Here is a 17,918-nt window from a genome sequence, read left to right as displayed (position 1 = left end):
TATTTAATAATAAAATAAAATATATTAAAAGTATTGTTTCTTTTAAAAATCTAATATTTGGTAAATTTGATTCAAAAAAAACAGCCTGAAACCAAACTGGCAGCATGTAAAAAATCGTTATTAAAAATTCCTCTTTTTTATTCAACTATTGTCCTTTTTAACGCATTTATATTTATTGGAAATTTTGTTCACATAGCCAAAAAATGGCTTTATAATAAAAAACAGATATAAAAAATAGTGCAAAGAAAATATAAAATTCCAAAACAAAACTTCAACTATTTTAAAATTATAGTACCAATCTTTCATGATGTATCTAACGATCCCACCTTCGTCAAACAAATTATACATAACTAATTTTATAATTATTTGCTCTATCCAAATATACACAAATAAAAAACAACAAAAAAATATAATTAAAATCATATGTTTTATTTTAAATATTTTATATTTGACATTAAAAAATAGTATAGACAAAATAAAGCATATCTCACATAAGATAAAAATGTAAAATAAAATCGTATTATGCATTATCTTGCTATATTGCGTTAAATTTGGAGCAAGGATAATCGCTTGCAAATAAATCAGCAAAAACGATATATATTGAAATTTAGTTATCATTTTTATTCTTTATATCTTTTATATCTGGATAATATGTTTCAAACGGATGATATTCTTTTAAATCGTCAAAAAATGGCAATCTAAAGCTTTTATCATCATTTAAAAATTTCATCCTATAACTCGCATCCTTATTTAACCATCCATTTGCCACAGGATCATTTTTATGATTTATCTGTGTTATGAAATTTGCACCTACATTTTTAGTGCTTTGTTTTAAATCAGTTGCTGATTTTGGTGAACCTACACTTATTAGATTGTATGGCGTTTTTACTCCTATTTCTTTATTTATTTTATTTGCTTTGAATATATCTTCATTTCCTGCACTGTGAGTTATTATGATTGTATCTTTTGATAGTTGCTTTATGCTATATGCATTTAATACATCTTTTGTAGTAGTGAAGTTTGATACCCACTCAGCAGCATCTTCTATTATGCCTAAATATTTACCTGTAGCATTATTTATTAAACCCACATTGTTTCCATAATCTTGTTTTATTAAATTTACACTTTCCCTTGCATTTTCCAAAGTATTGCCCATACCATTTATAAATACAATCTTTGTATTATTATTTATATTTTCATATGTTTGCTCTGTTTTTACTCTTAATTTTTCAAAGTCTGATTTGTTTGTTAAATCATATTGATTTGTGTATTTGTTTGTATCTGGGATATCGTTTATAATTGTTTTGTCTGATAAGATATTATTGATTTTAATAAATGGTGAAAAAAACAATTTATCTTTTATATCTGGCATAAGATATCCGTTTGTTAAAGCTTCCCAAGTTGTTAGATCTACAACTAAATTATCATTTAAATTTTTATCTATACCAACGACACGATTATTGTATATAAATATTTTATTATCACTCTTACTCATATCTTGCGAGTTAAATTTGTCTAAGTTTGATAATAGTGTATCTTTGGTGTTTGTATTGTTTGTGTAATTTAGATTTGTATTGTTTAAATTTACATTTTCATCTTTTAAATTTAAAGCTTTATTTAAATAATTACTTAAAATTTCACCTTTTATGTTTGCATAGTTGTTTTGAAAATTATCTTGTGGAATAAAACTATTTTGATGAGATTTTATAGCATGAGTTAGTTCGTGTCCTAATGTATTTATAAACTCATTTAAATTTTTTATATTAGCTAAATTTAGAATTATTGTGTTATTTTGTTGATTGTAGTTTCCTTTAAATTTTTGATTGTTTGCTCCTAATGTATTAGTATCATCTATAAATTTAACTTCTAAATTATCAAGGTTATATCCGTTTTGTTTAGCTAAGTTTTTCATTAAGTAGCTTATGTAGTTTTCTTTTTCATTGATTTGAATAGTTGGGTTTATTAAAGTATCTATAAGCTCTTTGCCGTAGATAGTATTAAATACATACGAATTATAGTTTTGTCCAACTTCTTCATTAAAATTTAGCTCTTTTGTTTGAATTATAGTTGAAAGAGCTTTAGTTATAGCGGTTGCTTTATTGTAATCATCTTTTATCTCTTTCCTTCCTTCTTTACTAAATAATCTTGTATCTATTGATGCATCTATGTTTGAGTTTATGTTTGTATTATATAAATCTTTATTTATTTGATTTGTATCTTTATTTAGTCTTACTAAGTCATCTAAATTAGATAAGTTATCTGTTTTATTAGATTGAAAATTATCTAACTCATCTTTATTTAAATTTGAGATATCTATGTTTGATACTATTAGATTTCCTTTTCCTATAGTTGCTAATGTTTTTGATGAGTTATAAGTTAAGTCTTTGTTATTAGAATAAGTTGCACTTGTTATTTTAGAGTTTAGATTTGTGTTATTTGTTTTTTGATTGTTTGGTTTATTTTTATCATCTTTATTTAAAGCTACATTTACTCCCACACCTAAACTTGTTTTTTTAGAGTAGTTTGAGTTTTTAAGATTACTAAATGTTAAAGAGCCTGTTTTTAAATTTAGATTTTTATTATCTATAAATATAGTTTTTTTACTTCCATCTTCATCTATTATAGTTTTATACTCTCCTGCTGCTATTAAAGAGCCTTTTAGATTAGTGTTTTGTTGCACATCTATATTTACCTTATCTCCTGTTATACTTGAAAGAACTGTTTGCTTAGTTTTAGAGCTAGATCTATTTTTAGAAAAGTTTGCATTTGCATTTGATAGTTTTGTATCTTTATAACTTACCATATTGTTAGAGATAGCAGATGGATTTGGATTATTATCTCCACTAAATCCAACTCCTACTCCAAATGAGTTTGATTTGAAATTTGAGTTTAATATATCTCTTTGACTCTGTAATGTAAGATTGTTTGTTTTTAGATTAAAAGTATTATCAGCTTTTAAATTTGCTCCTTTTATAGCTGTATTATTTGCAGTATTTATATTTATATCATTGTTTGCTAAAAGCTTTGAGTTATTGTTTATTATACTGTCTTTATTAAGATGGCTTTGAGCATAATTTAGTCCTAAGCTTCCACCACCTCCTCCATAGATTGTAAAGCTTATACTTCCACTTAATTCTTTGTTTTTATCTTTATATGTAAAAGTGTCTTGTGATGAGTTTATATTTAGATTAGTTGAGTTTATTGTTATATCATTTAAGGCTAATAAATTTGATCCTGTTATGGTTGTATCATTATAGGAGTTTAAATTTATATTGTTTGCTTTTAGGTTTGAGCTTATATTTGTTATATCATTTAGATTTGAATTAAATTTATTTCCTTTTATATCAGCACTTACTCCTACACTAAATCCATAAGTTCCTGAGCTTGCTGCTGCTGAGGCTGTTTGAGAGAGTAAAGCTGCTGATTTAGAAGCTACATTTTCAGTAGCTAAAGCTATGTTTGATTTATAGTATTTTTCTTCATCTGTTAGATCATTTATAAAATCTTGTAAATCTTCTATATCTAAGTAATCAATTCCTTCTTCTTTATTTTTATATCTTTGTTTTAAATTTGAAAGTTTATCTTTTAAGGAGTTAAGCTCTTTTTTATAAGAGTCATACTCTTTTTTTACACTTTTTAACTGTTTGGTTGCTTCCTCTAAATCCTTAGCCGCACTTCCTATCTGTGCGTATTCGTTTTGTACAGTAAGAGAAAGGGTTGCTTCAATGTTTTTCTTTTTAATATCTTCTAATAGATTATTAGTTGATGAGAGTATGTTTATATCTCCATGTTTTGAAGAGAGATTAATATTTTCTTTAGCATTTAGGTTTGAACCTATAATGTCTGTATCCTTAAAAGAGTTTATTTTTATATTTTGATTTGAGATTAAATTTGATGAGTTTGTTTTAGATATGTTTGTTTGTTTATCATACTCATCATAACTTGCTTTGGCTAAATTAGTTTTTGCTTTGGTTTCTTGATTTTTTATATCATTGATTGAGTTTTTAAAAGACTCAAATGGACTTATCATAGAAACTTCTATTTTTTTATCATAAACAGCATTTGTTATGCTATCTTTAGAAGCTAGTATATTAACACTTCCTTTTTTTGAAGTTAAGCTTATATCTTTATTTGCAATTAGGTTTGATCCATTTATATTGATATCGTTGTTTGAGTTAATTAATATATCTTTATTGGCTTTTAGATTAGAAGCTTTTTGAGTAACTTTAGAGTTTAGATCTTTATGGATGTTTTGTGTGTAGATGGGATTATCTATAACTCCTAGACTTGATATTGACAAAGCTAAATTAAACGGATTAAATGAACTTTTTTTACTAATAGATCTTTTGCTAGTTATCTCTTTGCTTGAGTTTATAAATACACTATCTTTTGCATTTAAAAAGATGCTTTGATCTGCATTTATAGTAGCTGATGAGAGTAAGATATTAAAGTTTGAATTAAGTAAGATATCACTGCTTTTTAAACTGCTTGATTTTAATAAAGTATTTGCGCTCTCATCTAAATTTATACTCTTACTAACTCCACCAAATTTGGATTTACTTTTATAGCTTTGGCTAAAATTTGAGTATTTAGAAGATAGTATATTTATATCGTTATTTGAGTTTAAATTTATAGCATTATTAGCTTTTATACTAGATCCTGCAATAGTTATGTTTTTTCCTGAGTTTATTAATACATTTTTTCCATCTATATTTGAGCTTTTTACGTTTTGCTCTAAAGATTTTATAAGTTCTGTTTTTTTAGACATAAATCCTTTTGAGGTTGATTTAGTTTCGCTGTAATCACTCTCTAAGGATGAGAGGACATTTATGTTGTTACCTGAGTTTAGGATTGTATCTTTATTTGAGTTTAAATTTGAACTTATTAAAGTTATATCTTTATTTGCCTTTAATAAAATATTTTCTTTTGCATTTAAATTTGATCCTAGGCTGTATTCATAATCTCTTTTATAATATCCCCCGCTCATAGAAAAGTCATATGAGCCTTTATCTTTTACAGTCTTACTTAAGATGTTGTTATTTGCAAGTAGGGCTATATTTTTATTTGAGTTTATGTTTGAACCTCTTAGATAGATACTATCTTTTGCATTTAATACTGTATCGCCTTTGGTTGAAGTAATAGCTGAAATATCTGCTATATTTGTAAAACTTTCTTTTCCATAAGAGTGAGTTAGGGTGTTTGTATTTGATAGGGTTTGATTAAATATATTATTTGCTTGTAGATAGATACTTCCTGCCTCAATTAAAGAAGATAGATTTAATATATCATTATTTGCATTTAGGATTAATTCATTATTTGCCTTTATATCTGCAAATTTATTTGTAATGTTATTTGCATTTATCTTTATGTAGTTATTGCTTATAATGCTTGAGTAGTTATTTAAGTCTCCATCTATATCTAGAGAAATTCCACTACCTGAATAAATTAAAGATGAAGCATTTAATGGAGTGTTATTTTTAAATAATATGCTTTTTAAAGCGCTGTTTCTAAAATCATAAATATAAGTTAGTTTATTATGCATATAATCACTATTTGGAATGTTTTCATCATAAATATAACCGTTATTTAAATAGTAGTATTTTTGATTAGTAGGATTTATAAAATTATCTTTAAAAGTAGGGGGGTTATTGCTAATTATAAAAGAGTTGTTTTTATATGGATTTGTGATATTGTTTAAATATATATCTTTTTTTAATAAAGATTTATAAAATATATCCTTATCATCTTTCATAAATTTGGGTGTTTTATTTATTATTGTATCTGCGATATTTGGCTTTCCGTTATTAAGCTTAGCTAAAGAGCCTGTTATTTTACCATTTGCTGCAAATATAGATGGATATCCTACCTCTTGGTAATTTTTAGATATGGTTCCTAAAGATCCACCTTTTGTAACCCATTTGTGTCTTATTTTATCTCTTCGTCTTTTTTTCTCTCTCCACTCATAAGTAGCTCTTGATATGATATTATGAGTTAAATCAAGACCTTGATTAATTAAATTTGTATCTTTTAAATTTATATCTTTGTTTGCAAATACTATGCTTTTATCATTTAATAAATTATTTGTTAAAAAATTAATACTTTTATTTGAAATAATACTAGATGGTCTAAATTTAGCCAAATCATCTTCATTTATAGTTTGCTTATTAATTGCATAATCTATCTTTCTTGTTTTTTCATTATCTCTTATATGGCTTGTTGTAATAATGGCTTGATTATTTATAAAATCAAATTTTATATCATTGTAGATATTTTTACCATTTGATTTTGTATTTTTATGTAAGCTTAAGATATATAGTTTTTCATTTTTGTTAATAATTTCTTTTTTAAGTTCATTTTCTACATACTTGCTACTGGGCTCTTTATAATTATTATTTATTTTATAGTTTTCTATAATATCTTGTTTTAATTTATCTATATCAACTCCAAATGGTATTATTTTTTGATTATTATCTCTTAAATTTATACTTCCTTTTTTTGTTTTAGGATTTTTATTTATTTTAAGTTCATCAAGTGATCTGTTATTAAGCTCTTTAGCATTTATACTCATATCACCTCTAGAATACATTAAAGATGATAGATTATCTATTTTTAAACTTTTATAGTTTTCATTACTATTTAGCTTTGATAGATAAGATAAATAGTCATAATTTGATTTTAGTAAATTATTATAATCTAAACTGTTATTTGAAATTTTATCTTTTGTATAAAAGATATTTAGATTTTTGTCCGATATTATATTTGAGCTATCTTTATTTATAAGAGTATTTGTATTTAAAATCATATCATCTTTACTATAAAGAGTTGATTTATCTATATTTAAAATATCGTTTGAATTAATTATCAAAGCTTTGTTTGAATAGATATTTGCTTTATTGTTCATTAAATAATTAGAGTTTATAAAAAGATTTTTATTTGATGCTATTTCGCCAAAGTTATTTAAATTTAAATATGAGTTTAAACTCATATCGTTTAATGAGTGAATAGTGCCTTTATTTGTTATATTGTTTGCATTTATTATAAGGTTATTGTTTGATATAAGCTTTGTATTATTTATAAAATCATCTGTTGTTTTTATAAAGATATCTTTATTTGCATAAAAGCCACCATTATAGTTTATAGTATCTTTTGTGATTAAAGATAAATTCTTTCTTGCTTGAAGATTTCCGTGATTACTGTATTTATCGGTATTTATAAATAGATTTTTATTTGAGATGATAAATCCATCTTTATTATTAAGAAGTGATGAGTTTAAATTAAGATCTAAATAAGCACCTATATAGCCTAAGGTATTATTTAAAGAATCTTTAATCTTTATATCTAACAACCCATTTGAAATAATATTTCCGTTTGAGTTATCTAAAGTAGTTGAATCTATTTTTAAATTTTTAGCTTGAATACCTTTATTGTTTTTTTCATCACTACTATTTATAATTTCATCTGATTTAATAATAGCTTTGTTTAATGCATAAACTAAAGAGTTTTTATTATTTAAAAAGTTTGTTTTAATATCTAAATTGCTGTAAGATATTATACTTAACTCGTTATTTAAAAAATTTGAATTAATTGTTATATTGTTTGCTTTTATATCGCCTAAATTATCTATTTTTTTAGAATCTATAAATAAGTTTTTATTTGATGATATCAATTTATCTGTGTATATATAATTTGATTTTAAATTTATATCACCATTAGAAACTAGCTTAGAGTTACTGTTTTTTATAGTGTTACTAGCTATTAAGTTTAAATTTTTACATGATGAGATTTGTGAGTTATGGCTATTTATAATATCACTATCTGCTTTTATGGATAAATTATTGTTTGAGCTAAAGTTAGAGCTGTTTTGAAGAAGGCTATTAAGGTTTAAATTTACTTCATTTTCTACTATAAAGTTTGTATTACTGTTTTTTATATTATCTAGTTTATTATTTATGCTTGAAATATTTAAATTTGAGTTTTTGTTATCTATATCTTTATTTATTTCAAGATTTAACTTATTAGATAGTATTTTAGAGTTTTTATTTAAAATAGTATTTTTTACTACTATTTGGCTGTTGTTAGTGTTTTTTTTATTGTTGTTATTATTGTTTTTTATATTATTGTGAGTATTTTTATTTAAATTATCTTTTCCTATGATAGAGTCTTTATTTATTAAATTATTTGATTTTAGGGTTAGTTTAGAGTTGGTTTGTATGATAGAGTCTTTATTGTTTAAATTATTTGCTTTTAAATTTATGGTTTGCGATTTAACTATGGTTTTTTTATCATTATTTCCACTATTTTCTACATCTTTAGCTTTTATATTTATATTATCATTAGATACTATATCTGCTTTATTTATAAGATCTCCATTTAAGTTTATAGATATATCATTATTTGCAACTATTTTTGCATTATTATTTACTCCAATACCTTTATTTGTAGCAATAAGTTTTATTCTATTTGCATACATTCCACCTAAATTTGAAGTATCAATTGATATTTTAGTATCATCACTACTACTTGATAATATATTTAAATCTTTATCTAGTTTATTTTTTCCAGTTATTATGTTTAGATTATTGGCATAAACATTAGCACTTATCTTAGCAGTTTTAGAAATGATATTTAAATAATTACTTTCATCTTTTAAACCTCTATTACTTATAGATATCTCACCTTGTTTTACATCTATATTATTTAAAGCTCCATCTTTAAATTTAAGCTCTCCTGTAGTTAAAGTAGTTGATTTAGAGTTTATAAAATGAACTCCATCTATATCTATACCACTAGGATTTGCTATCATAAGATCAGCTTTATCTCCTGCTATTTCTATATTTCCTTTTAAGCTACTTTTTTTATCTGAGTTTATCTTATTTACAATAAGTTTGGCTGAGCCTTCGCTTAGTCTTGGATTTGCATGTATATAGCCTCCTGTTATAGTATCTGCTCCATTTCTTGAATTATTAAGTATCGTTCCATCATCTGTTGTATTAAATTTAGAGTATTCGTTTATTGATACTCCTTTATTGTTTGGTTTAACGATATCAACTTGTATAGCATTATTTGGAGTTTTTAAAATGGTAGGTTGGTTAGATTTAGGGACATTAGTATCAGCTAAAATCTCAGCTAAAGATAGATTTGGAAAAAGAAGTGTTAAGGATAAAATTATGTTGAGATGGTTTTTGAAATTCATTGCTTGTCCTTAAAAATTGTATGTAGTATTAAAATTTAAAACAGTTTTATCTGTTTTAAAAAATTCTGGCTTATTAAGTGGAAAACCTAAAAAAAGATCATATTGTACTTTTCTTTTAAAATGTCCTTTTAGGCCAACCCCAGAGCCAACTAAAGTATTATCAGTCATATAATTTGAACTTTTTCCACTTACCTTGCCAAAGTCAAAAGCCGCGTATAGTTTATGGGAATTTAAATAACTATACTCCAAAGTATTTCTTATATAATATCCTCTATCGCCAACCAAACTCATTTCTCCGTCAAATCCTCTAACTGTATAATATCCACCTATATTTAGTCTTTCTTGCATAGTTAAAGATGTATTGTTCCACATACCGTGAAATTTAAAATCATAAGTTAAAGGCACATTTAAAGATGATTTATTAAAATTAAAGTCAATTGTTACTGTCTCAAATCTATTTGTTCCATCATTATAGTCTTCTTCTGGTGCTCTTAAAGCCCCTCTTGCACCTGTGCCTTTTTTATAAGTTGCCCCAAAAACTACATGACCATTTTCTATAAAAATTTGAGAGCTTAGACCTATTTCGTATCCAGCAGTTTTTTTTCTTTGATTATCTAGTTCATAGTCTTCTATATAATTTTTATTTTCTTTTTCCCAAAGTCTAAAAAATAGACTGTTTTTTGAAATTTGATCTCTGTGATAAAGATAATTTATTGTTAAATTTCTTCTTTTACTTTTTCCACTATATTTATAAACTCCAAAAGCTCCAGGAATTGCTTGATCGTAATTATATCTATACTCGTTAAAATCTAAAGAAAATCTTTTGTATGGGATTGTTATACCGTAATAAATATTGTCTGTTTTTCCTCTTTTTGTATCATTTTCTACACTTTGTTTGTCTGCTTTAAATATATTTTTAGAGTAAGAGGAATATAAGATTTCGTTAAATCCCATTAAATTAAGCACATTTAAATTTAAGCTACCTTGATACTTTCCAGTTGCTTTACTTCCTAAATTATCAAATGATAAAGATAAATTAAGTGGCAACTTCTCTTCTTTTGTTATATTTATATCACTATAATTTTCTTTATTTGATGGAAGTAGTTCAAAGCTTACATTACCATTAGAGGCGTTTTGTAAAATTTCTAAGGCTTGTTCAATATCTCTTAAATTTAATATATCGCCTTTTTTGTTTATGCCAAATGAAGTAAAAATTGAAGCTCTATTTTTAGTGGAATTTTTATCATTTATATTAATAGTGTCTATTTTTCCTGGTATTATTTCAAATTTTAGAGTTTTACTTTTTAAATTTTGTGATGGTAAATTTATAGCAGTTGTAATCAATCCAGCTTTTAAAATTTCATTATAAAAAGAATTATAAATAATATTTACACTCTTTTTTCCTATACAATTTCCATTTTTAAATTTTACATTTTTTAAAGATTTTTTTAGATATTTTTCAAATTTATTATTATCTTTACCGATTAATAAAATTTCATTAATAATAAAGCAGGGTTTTTCGTTTGAGATAATGGCTGAAATTTGATTTTTTTTAGGAGTTAAAATAATATTTGAGTTTTCTTTTTGACTTTCTATAAACTTTAGTCTATCTTCTTCTTGCTTGGCTTGGGTTTGAGAAATTTGGTTTAAGGTATTTGCAAAAATTTGAATTATAATAAGCATAAGTATAAAAAATACTCTCATAAAAACCTCACAAAAATGAAACATATTTCGTTATTTTAACATATAATTCTTATGAAAAAATGAAATTCTTTTCGACTTAAAATTATATTAAATTAAAATTAAATATAATATTGACAATATTTACTAATATAATTTTTATTATATTTACATAAAATTTAAAATTTGCTAAAATTTGACTATAAAAATTTCAAATTAAAGGAATATGATGGATACCTTAAGGCTTATTTTAGCACTTCTTGGCATTGTTGCTGTTGTTGTGCTTTTGGTTATGAAAAAAGAAACTAAAACTGTTTTAATAGGCGTTGGGCTAATTTTATGCTTACTTTGTTTAAAGCCTATGAATGCATTTGGTGCATTTACTGAGTATATGACAAAGGCTGGACTTATAAAAGCAATTTGCGCATCAATGGGTTTTGCATTTGTTATGAAATATACAAAATGTGATAAGCAACTCGTTAATGCTTTGACTCTTCCTATGAAAAACATTGGCTTTTTGCTAATTCCATTTACTATGTTTTTAACTTATCTTATAAACATAGCTATTCCATCAGCTGCTGGATGTTCGGCTGCTGTTGGAGCGACATTGATACCACTTTTAATGGCTTCAGGTGTTAGGCCAGCGATGGCTGGAGCAGCTGTTTTTGCTGGAACTTTTGGAGGTGTTTTAAGCCCAGGTTCAGCCCACAATATATTTATAACAGATATGGTAAAAGCTACAAATCCACTTTATACAGTTCAAGATGTTATAAAGGTACAGTTTCAAAGTGCTGTTATTTCTTTAGTTATAGTTTTAATTATGATTTCTATTATGGCGCTAATCTTAAAGGACTACTCAAAAGGAAAAAACTATCTTTTAGATGCAACAAATTCCAAAAACACATCTGAAAATAGTGAAAAAATAAATCCACTTCATGCATTAATGCCAATTGTTCCACTTGTTATTTTGATAATTGGAGGAACTAGTTTAAATAAAATTTCATTTTTAACTTGGACAAAAATGGGTGTTGCAGAAGCGATGATTTTAGGAGCTGTTATAACTATAATTGTAACCCTTACAAATCCTGAAAAAATCACAAAAGAATTTTTTAATGGAATGGGAAATGCGTATGCAAATATTATCGGTATTATCATAGCAGCAGGAGTGTTTGTCGCTGGACTTTCTGCTTGCGGGGCGATTGATTTTGTTATAAGTTGGCTTAAAAATGACCAAAGTTTTGTTAAATTTGGTGGAACTTTCGTGCCATTTATAATGGGTGTTGTAACCGGCTCAGGCGATGCAGCGGCATTTGCTTTTAATCAAGCAGTAACAATACATGCAAATGATTTAGGTTTTGCACAAGATAAGCTTGGTATGGCAGCTGCTATTTCAGGTGCTCTTGGAAGAAGTGCTTCCCCAATAGCAGGAGCTTGCATAGTTTGTGCAGGACTTGCTGGAGTAAATCCTATAGAAATAGCTAAAAGAACAGCTCTTGGAATGTTTTTATCAGTTTGTGCAATAGCGTTTTTCGTCTTATAAAATTTAAAAAGTCTTAGATTTTATAAGACTTTGTTCTTTAAATCTAATGAATTTAAAATGGTGTTTTTAAGGCTAAATTTAATAATATTTTAGCCTTAAATTTTTTAGTTATTTTTCTAAATTAGCAGCGAGTTTGATTATTTCAATTACTGTGTTGCTCGAAGCCTTTAATGAGCTAACTGGCAAAAACTCATAAATTGAGTGAAAATTATGTGCTCCTGTGAATAAGTTAGGGCATGGAATTCCTTTTTCTGATATTACTGAGCCATCATATCCACCTCTCATCGGTTTTATTTTCGGAGTAATATTTAAATTCTTAAACGCTTTTTTAGCAAGTTTTATAGGAGCTGCATCTTCATTTTTTAAGTAGTTAAAAACATTCTTATATCTATCTGTAAGTTTTACCGATATTCTCTCATCACCCCAAAGTTTTTTTAAGGAATTTGTAAGCTCATTTAAAAATTCCATTCTTTCATGGTATTTTTTTTCATCAAATTCTCTAATATCAAGCTTTAAAATAGTTTGAGCACTATTTCCACTTAATTCTTTTACCCAAAAATATCCCTCTTTATTTTCTGTATATTCTGGTGCTTCGCCACTTGGAATCATTGAGATAAATTTATGTGCTAGTAAAAGTGAGTTTATTAAATTTCCCTTTGCATTCATAGGATGAGCTGAAACTCCATTAAATGTAACTTCTGCATTTCCTGCGTTCCAGTTTTCATAGATAAGCTCTCCAATTTCGCAGCAGTCCAAACAATATCCAAAATCTGCATCAATTTCATTTATATCTAAGGCTTTTGCGCCACGTAATCCTTGTTCTTCATCTGGCACAAAACATACAGTAACATCACCGTGCTCTATTTTTGGATTATCAACGAAATATTTCACTGCATTCATAATTGAAGCAATTGCAGCTTTGTCATCAGCTCCAAGTAAACTTGTTCCATCAGTTGTTATAATTTCATCACCTATGTAGTTTTTTAAACTCTCATCTTTTAAATAGATATTAAGTTCTTTATTTAGGCAAATTTCACCACCATTAAATTTGTGGATTTGAGCTTTTGTGTCGTTTGTTTGCTCGGCACTTGTATCAAGATGTGCAAAAAATGCTATCTTAGGTAATTTTTTAGATGAATTTGAGGGAAGTACGGCAGTTGTGATGGCATTATCTCTTCTTTTTATATTTGTTAGACCTAGCTCTTTTAATTCATTTTCAAGTAGTTTAGCAAGCTTGGTTTCATTTGGATTTGAGGGCATTATACCAAGACTTCCATTTTTTCTGTTTGTTGTAGTATTTATTTTAGTGTAGTTTATAAAACGAGTTACAATATCCATTTTTAGTCCTTTTTTGAAAATTTAATATATTTTATCACTTTAAATTTTAAATTTATATAAAAATAAAATTTTTAAATTTAAAGTTTAATAGAAATTTTTTACACAAAATAAGATTTGAAGTGTAGTTTTTATTAATTTTTATATGCATAAAAGTAGCTTAATGGCATGGATGAAATGGCCTAGGACTTAACGAAACAAGACACAATATTCTAAGTTTGATCATCTATAAATATATAACTTATTTATAAATGCCATATATTTAGTGGCATGATATCACAAAATAATATGTTTATAAGTTGTAATTTTGCTAAAATATGTACTCTAAGTGTAAATTAATTGTAAATATTTGACCTATTATAGTTGATTAAGCTTATTGAAGTAAATATTTTTAGTACAGATTATAAAGATATATATTTTGCAAACAATAATAATAGATACTAATAGAGTTATGATACACATTTATGACATATTTTAATTAAAACTGCTAAATCATAAAGACATTAAGCAAACAATGAGATACGCAAAATTAACTAAAGATAACGGCTTAAATGAAGTTTTAAAAATCTTTGATGAAATTTAGCAAATTTAAAAGTTGACTTTTGTATAATAGCTTTTATTCAAGGCTTTAAACATAAAATAACCTAATTAATAAAAACTTATTTTATGGCTTTGATAAGCTATAAAGGGGTAAAAATGCAAAAGACTATAACAATACAAGCAAATCAAAGCTTTTTAAATGAAGCTATAAAACTACTTGAAAAACTAGCAAAAGAACAAAATCAAAAAATAGACATTAAAAGTAATTTTGATGATGATTTACCAGCTTTAAGCGATGATGAAATTTATAAAGAAGTTTTAAAACGCAGCAAAGAAATTCATAACAAAACTGCTAAACTTTTAAGCCACGATGAAGTAAAAAGAAATATTTACAACTTTATAAAAGGCTTTTAATGATTATTTATTCAAGCCGTTTTTATAAAGAGTTAGAAAATATAACTGCTTTTATCTTAAAAGACAGCCAACAAAGAGCTTTAAAATTTAGTGATGAGCTATTTTTAAAAATTGAAAATATTCCAAACCACCCATTAGCTTATCCAGAGTATAAAGACAATGAATTTATCAGAAAGTTGATTTATAAAAAATATGTGATACCTTTTGAAATTTTAAAAGATGATATCTACATTTTAGGAATATTTAAAAATAATCTTTGGAGCAAATAAAAAGCTTTAATTTTATGGATTGAAAATGCAAACTATAACTTTACACGCTGATAAAAACACAATAGATAAATTATTAGAGTTTATAAGTGCTAATAAGCTAAATATCAAAATAGATAAGCAAGATAAAATTAAAGATGAGGTATTAGATACAATCGAATAATTAAAAAAAGACACGATGAAAACTTATAGTTTCTCTTACAATAGTATTCAATAGTACTACTCCACTAGAGTTTGTTGATAGTTATTAAAATATTTATTATTAACTATCAAACTAGCCAAATTATAATGGCTTCTTTGTCTCTCAATAAATCTTGTTATCAATTTATCAAGAATAAACGCTTTTGATAAATAAATATCTTTAAGTGGGGTAGAACTTCTACCAAAGATATTTCTAGATGCGTTTATATCTGCATGGGATTTTTTATTACAACATACACATATAAACTCATCTCTACTTTTTCTATTATTTTTAGCTATATAGCCACAACTATTACAAGTTTGACTTGTATAAGCTGGATTAATTTCTGTAATGGTAATTCCTAGTTTATTTTTAAAATCATCTAATTTAGATGTTATAGCTCCTTTTACAAATTTATGCAATATTCTATTTAATCTTTCGGATAAGTTAGAGCTTTTAAAATTAAGTCTTTCCATTACAATTTCATGTGGCTTATATCTATCTACTATAAATTTAATAATCTATTTATGTTATTTTTTATAAAATTTCTTACTTTATTAATTAATTTTCTGTATTTTTTAGAATGATTTGGTTTAATACCTTGCTTTTGTAAGTTAGATATTAATTTAGTTATTATAGTATCCATTTTCTTTAAATAATTAAAGAAATAGCTATTACCAAATCTATCTCCATAATTAGTTACAAATAAAGAACAAAGTCCTAAATCTATAGCTATTTTATCAGTTAAAGGTTTATATTCTGATTTATTTATCTCTTTAATTAAAGAAATATCTCTGTTATTTATCTGAATAAAATTAGCAATATTGCCTTTTATACTATCAAAGTAGCTGTTTGATTTTAAAGGTATCATTATAGGCTTTCCTTTGTTAATACTTTTGATAATAGCTTAAAAAGAACAGATGAGTTATTAAAAAGTTTAAAGACTTAAACTATTTTAATTGTTTTTTTTGTTAGATTTCAGATAGAAATAGAAAGCATTGTTAAATTCATCGCAAAAGATAGCCATAACAAGAGCTTATAGCTTTAGAGATGATTTGCACTCAAAAAAATATATCTATCTATTGACAAACTACCCACGCATTTACAAAAATCAATTAAATTTAACAATGAAGCATAAGAGATTTTATCCTTAAGGGTTACAAAAAATACAAAAATTAAATTATGGCTATACATAGGCTACATTCAGTTTATTTTTATAAGTTTGAAGTATAAATTTTAAGGGGCTTTGAGAGATAAAAAATAGCTTAATGGTGCGGATGAAAGGACTTGAACCTTCACGCCGTGAGGCACCAGATCCTAAGTCTGGCGTGTCTGCCAATTTCACCACATCCGCACTAGCTATAAATGGTACGCCCTAAAGGATTCGAACCTTTGGCCTACGCCTTAGAAGGGCGTTGCTCTATCCAGCTGAGCTAAGGACGCATAAAATATTATTAACAATGGTACGCTCGAAAGGACTCGAACCTTCAACCTACAGATCCGAAGTCTGTTGCTCTATCCAGTTGAGCTACGAACGCAACAAACATTCTTTAAATGGGGTGAGTGATGGGAATCGAACCCACGACCCTCAGGACCACAATCTGATGCTCTAACCAACTGAGCTACACTCACCATCTGTAAATGGTCGGGGCGAAAGGATTCGAACCTTCGGCCCTCTGGTCCCAAACCAGATGCGCTACCAGACTGCGCTACGCCCCGTAACTTAAAAGTAAAGGAGAATTATACAAGATTTTTTTATAAATGTCAAGATAAATTAAATTTTAATTTGTTTTTTTAAATTCAGCAAAAATATAGGAAATTTTTTAAATTAAATTTAAGAAATATTTTAAGATATAAAATAGTAAAATAGATAAAGCATAAATTAAAGGATTAAATTTGGATGAAAAATACCAAAGAATTAAGCAATATTTTAAAAATAAGACAAATTTAAATGCTTCAAAAGGTGATTTAAAAGGTTCTCAAATTTCAAACAATAAAACAAATTCAAATAAAAGAGATTATGATAAAGAGCCACTTATTATAAAAAGCTATGAGAGATTTTTTGTTGGGTATTTGCACTTTATATCTATATGGTTAGCCATTTTTACTACTACTATAATTTACTCGTTTTTGTTTTGGGAAAATCAACCATTAAATATAATTATAATTTTAATTTGTTATCATATTGTTCTTTTTAGTGTTGGTGGCGTTTATGTTTATTATAGAGATATTGTAAAAAACAATGACCAAATACATTTTAATCAAAACTTTATTAGATTTTACGAAAATGATGAGCCAAAATCAAGCGTGGATAATATACTTATAAAACACATAATTTCTAAACCACTTTGGTGTTATTATTTTCCAAGAACAAATAATATTTGGAATAAAATTTTTCATATAGTTTTATGTTTGTTATTGTTTGCTATATCTTTAAAGTTTTCAGTAATAACAATATTTCTTTTGTATGTTTATATGATAATTTTTAAAGCAATAACCCAAATAATTTTTGGTAAAAATTTAAGAGATTTTAAATTTTTTAATACAATTTGCGTCGCCGAACCCATAATCCCAAAAGGCTATATAACAGATGGGAGAATACTAGCTCAAAGATATTATCTTATTTATTATTTTGATAAAAAAACTTATGATGAAATTAAAGCTTATTTTTTAGATAGAAAGCGTATTGATATTGATAAGGTTAGAAAAGATTATTTTATATTGTTTTGAGAAATAATCATAAAAAATACAAAATTTAACCAAGCCAAA

At 25.8% G+C, this 17,918-nt stretch carries 10 protein-coding genes and 5 tRNA genes; 5 read left to right on the top strand and 10 right to left on the bottom strand.

Features of this window, described 5'->3' with window-relative positions; all coding sequences use genetic code 11:
* Nucleotides 1-607 precede the first annotated feature (607 nt).
* Nucleotides 608-9,193 carry a hemagglutinin repeat-containing protein gene (locus tag CURT_RS08475; protein WP_176324086.1) on the bottom strand — a complete coding sequence of 2,862 codons (8,586 nt, stop codon included), beginning with the start codon at nucleotides 9,191-9,193 and terminating at the stop codon, nucleotides 608-610.
* Nucleotides 9,194-9,202: 9 nt separating this feature from the next.
* Nucleotides 9,203-10,897: a ShlB/FhaC/HecB family hemolysin secretion/activation protein gene (locus CURT_RS08470; RefSeq protein ID WP_018713642.1), complete on the bottom strand. Its 1,695-nt coding sequence runs from the start codon at nucleotides 10,895-10,897 to the stop codon at nucleotides 9,203-9,205.
* A gap of 205 nt (nucleotides 10,898-11,102) precedes the next feature.
* Here CURT_RS08470 and dcuC point away from each other — a divergent pair, with 205 nt between their 5' ends.
* Nucleotides 11,103-12,413, top strand: a complete 1,311-nt coding sequence (gene dcuC / locus CURT_RS08465; RefSeq protein WP_018713641.1) for a C4-dicarboxylate transporter DcuC — start codon at nucleotides 11,103-11,105, stop codon at nucleotides 12,411-12,413.
* Nucleotides 12,414-12,521: 108 nt separating this feature from the next.
* Here dcuC and pepT read toward each other — a convergent pair whose 3' ends face one another.
* Complete coding sequence (gene pepT / locus CURT_RS08460) at nucleotides 12,522-13,751, bottom strand: peptidase T (RefSeq protein ID WP_018713640.1); 1,230 nt, start codon at nucleotides 13,749-13,751, stop codon at nucleotides 12,522-12,524.
* A gap of 693 nt (nucleotides 13,752-14,444) precedes the next feature.
* Here pepT and CURT_RS08455 point away from each other — a divergent pair.
* From CURT_RS08455 to CURT_RS09525, 3 genes are read left to right on the top strand one after another with little or no spacing between them, the layout of a single operon-like run.
* Complete coding sequence (locus CURT_RS08455; RefSeq protein WP_018713639.1) at nucleotides 14,445-14,702, top strand: hypothetical protein; 258 nt, start codon at nucleotides 14,445-14,447, stop codon at nucleotides 14,700-14,702.
* Entirely contained in the window at nucleotides 14,702-14,971 is a 270-nt protein-coding gene (locus tag CURT_RS08450) for a type II toxin-antitoxin system RelE/ParE family toxin (RefSeq protein WP_018713638.1), read from the top strand. The genes CURT_RS08455 and CURT_RS08450 overlap by 1 nt, the downstream gene beginning before the upstream one ends.
* 25 nt (nucleotides 14,972-14,996) lie before the next feature.
* A complete protein-coding gene (locus tag CURT_RS09525) occupies nucleotides 14,997-15,131 on the top strand; it encodes a hypothetical protein (RefSeq protein WP_018713637.1) in 135 nt (44 codons plus the stop codon).
* A gap of 56 nt (nucleotides 15,132-15,187) precedes the next feature.
* On the opposite strand, the gene CURT_RS08445 is transcribed toward CURT_RS09525, so the two are convergent.
* The 7 genes from CURT_RS08445 to CURT_RS08415 all read right to left on the bottom strand — a co-directional run bounded on the left by CURT_RS08445 (nucleotide 15,188) and on the right by CURT_RS08415 (nucleotide 16,868).
* Nucleotides 15,188-15,625 carry a zinc ribbon domain-containing protein gene (locus tag CURT_RS08445; protein WP_051080279.1) on the bottom strand — a complete coding sequence of 146 codons (438 nt, stop codon included), beginning with the start codon at nucleotides 15,623-15,625 and terminating at the stop codon, nucleotides 15,188-15,190.
* A 29-nt stretch (nucleotides 15,626-15,654) separates the two neighbouring features.
* On the bottom strand, nucleotides 15,655-16,020 hold the full coding sequence (locus CURT_RS08440) for a hypothetical protein (protein ID WP_026320350.1): 366 nt from the start codon (nucleotides 16,018-16,020) through the stop codon (nucleotides 15,655-15,657).
* 398 nt (nucleotides 16,021-16,418) lie between these two features.
* Nucleotides 16,419-16,503 (bottom strand) — tRNA-Leu (locus CURT_RS08435).
* A 12-nt stretch (nucleotides 16,504-16,515) separates the two neighbouring features.
* Nucleotides 16,516-16,592 (bottom strand) — tRNA-Arg (locus tag CURT_RS08430).
* A gap of 18 nt (nucleotides 16,593-16,610) precedes the next feature.
* Nucleotides 16,611-16,687 (bottom strand) — tRNA-Arg (locus CURT_RS08425).
* 17 nt (nucleotides 16,688-16,704) lie between these two features.
* Nucleotides 16,705-16,781, bottom strand: a tRNA-His gene (locus tag CURT_RS08420).
* 10 nt (nucleotides 16,782-16,791) lie between these two features.
* Nucleotides 16,792-16,868 (bottom strand) — tRNA-Pro (locus tag CURT_RS08415).
* 177 nt (nucleotides 16,869-17,045) lie between these two features.
* On the opposite strand from CURT_RS08415, the gene CURT_RS08410 reads away from it, so the two are divergent.
* Nucleotides 17,046-17,879 (top strand): hypothetical protein, encoded by an 834-nt coding sequence (locus CURT_RS08410; protein ID WP_018713636.1) that lies wholly within the window; start codon nucleotides 17,046-17,048, stop codon nucleotides 17,877-17,879.
* Nucleotides 17,880-17,918: the final 39 nt, after the last annotated feature.

The sequence above is a fragment of the Campylobacter ureolyticus genome, assembly GCF_013372225.1.
GTDB lineage: Bacteria > Campylobacterota > Campylobacteria > Campylobacterales > Campylobacteraceae > Campylobacter_B > Campylobacter_B ureolyticus.
The sequence above is the reverse complement of the archived record's forward strand: the minus strand, read 5'-3'. Positions and strand labels throughout refer to the sequence as shown.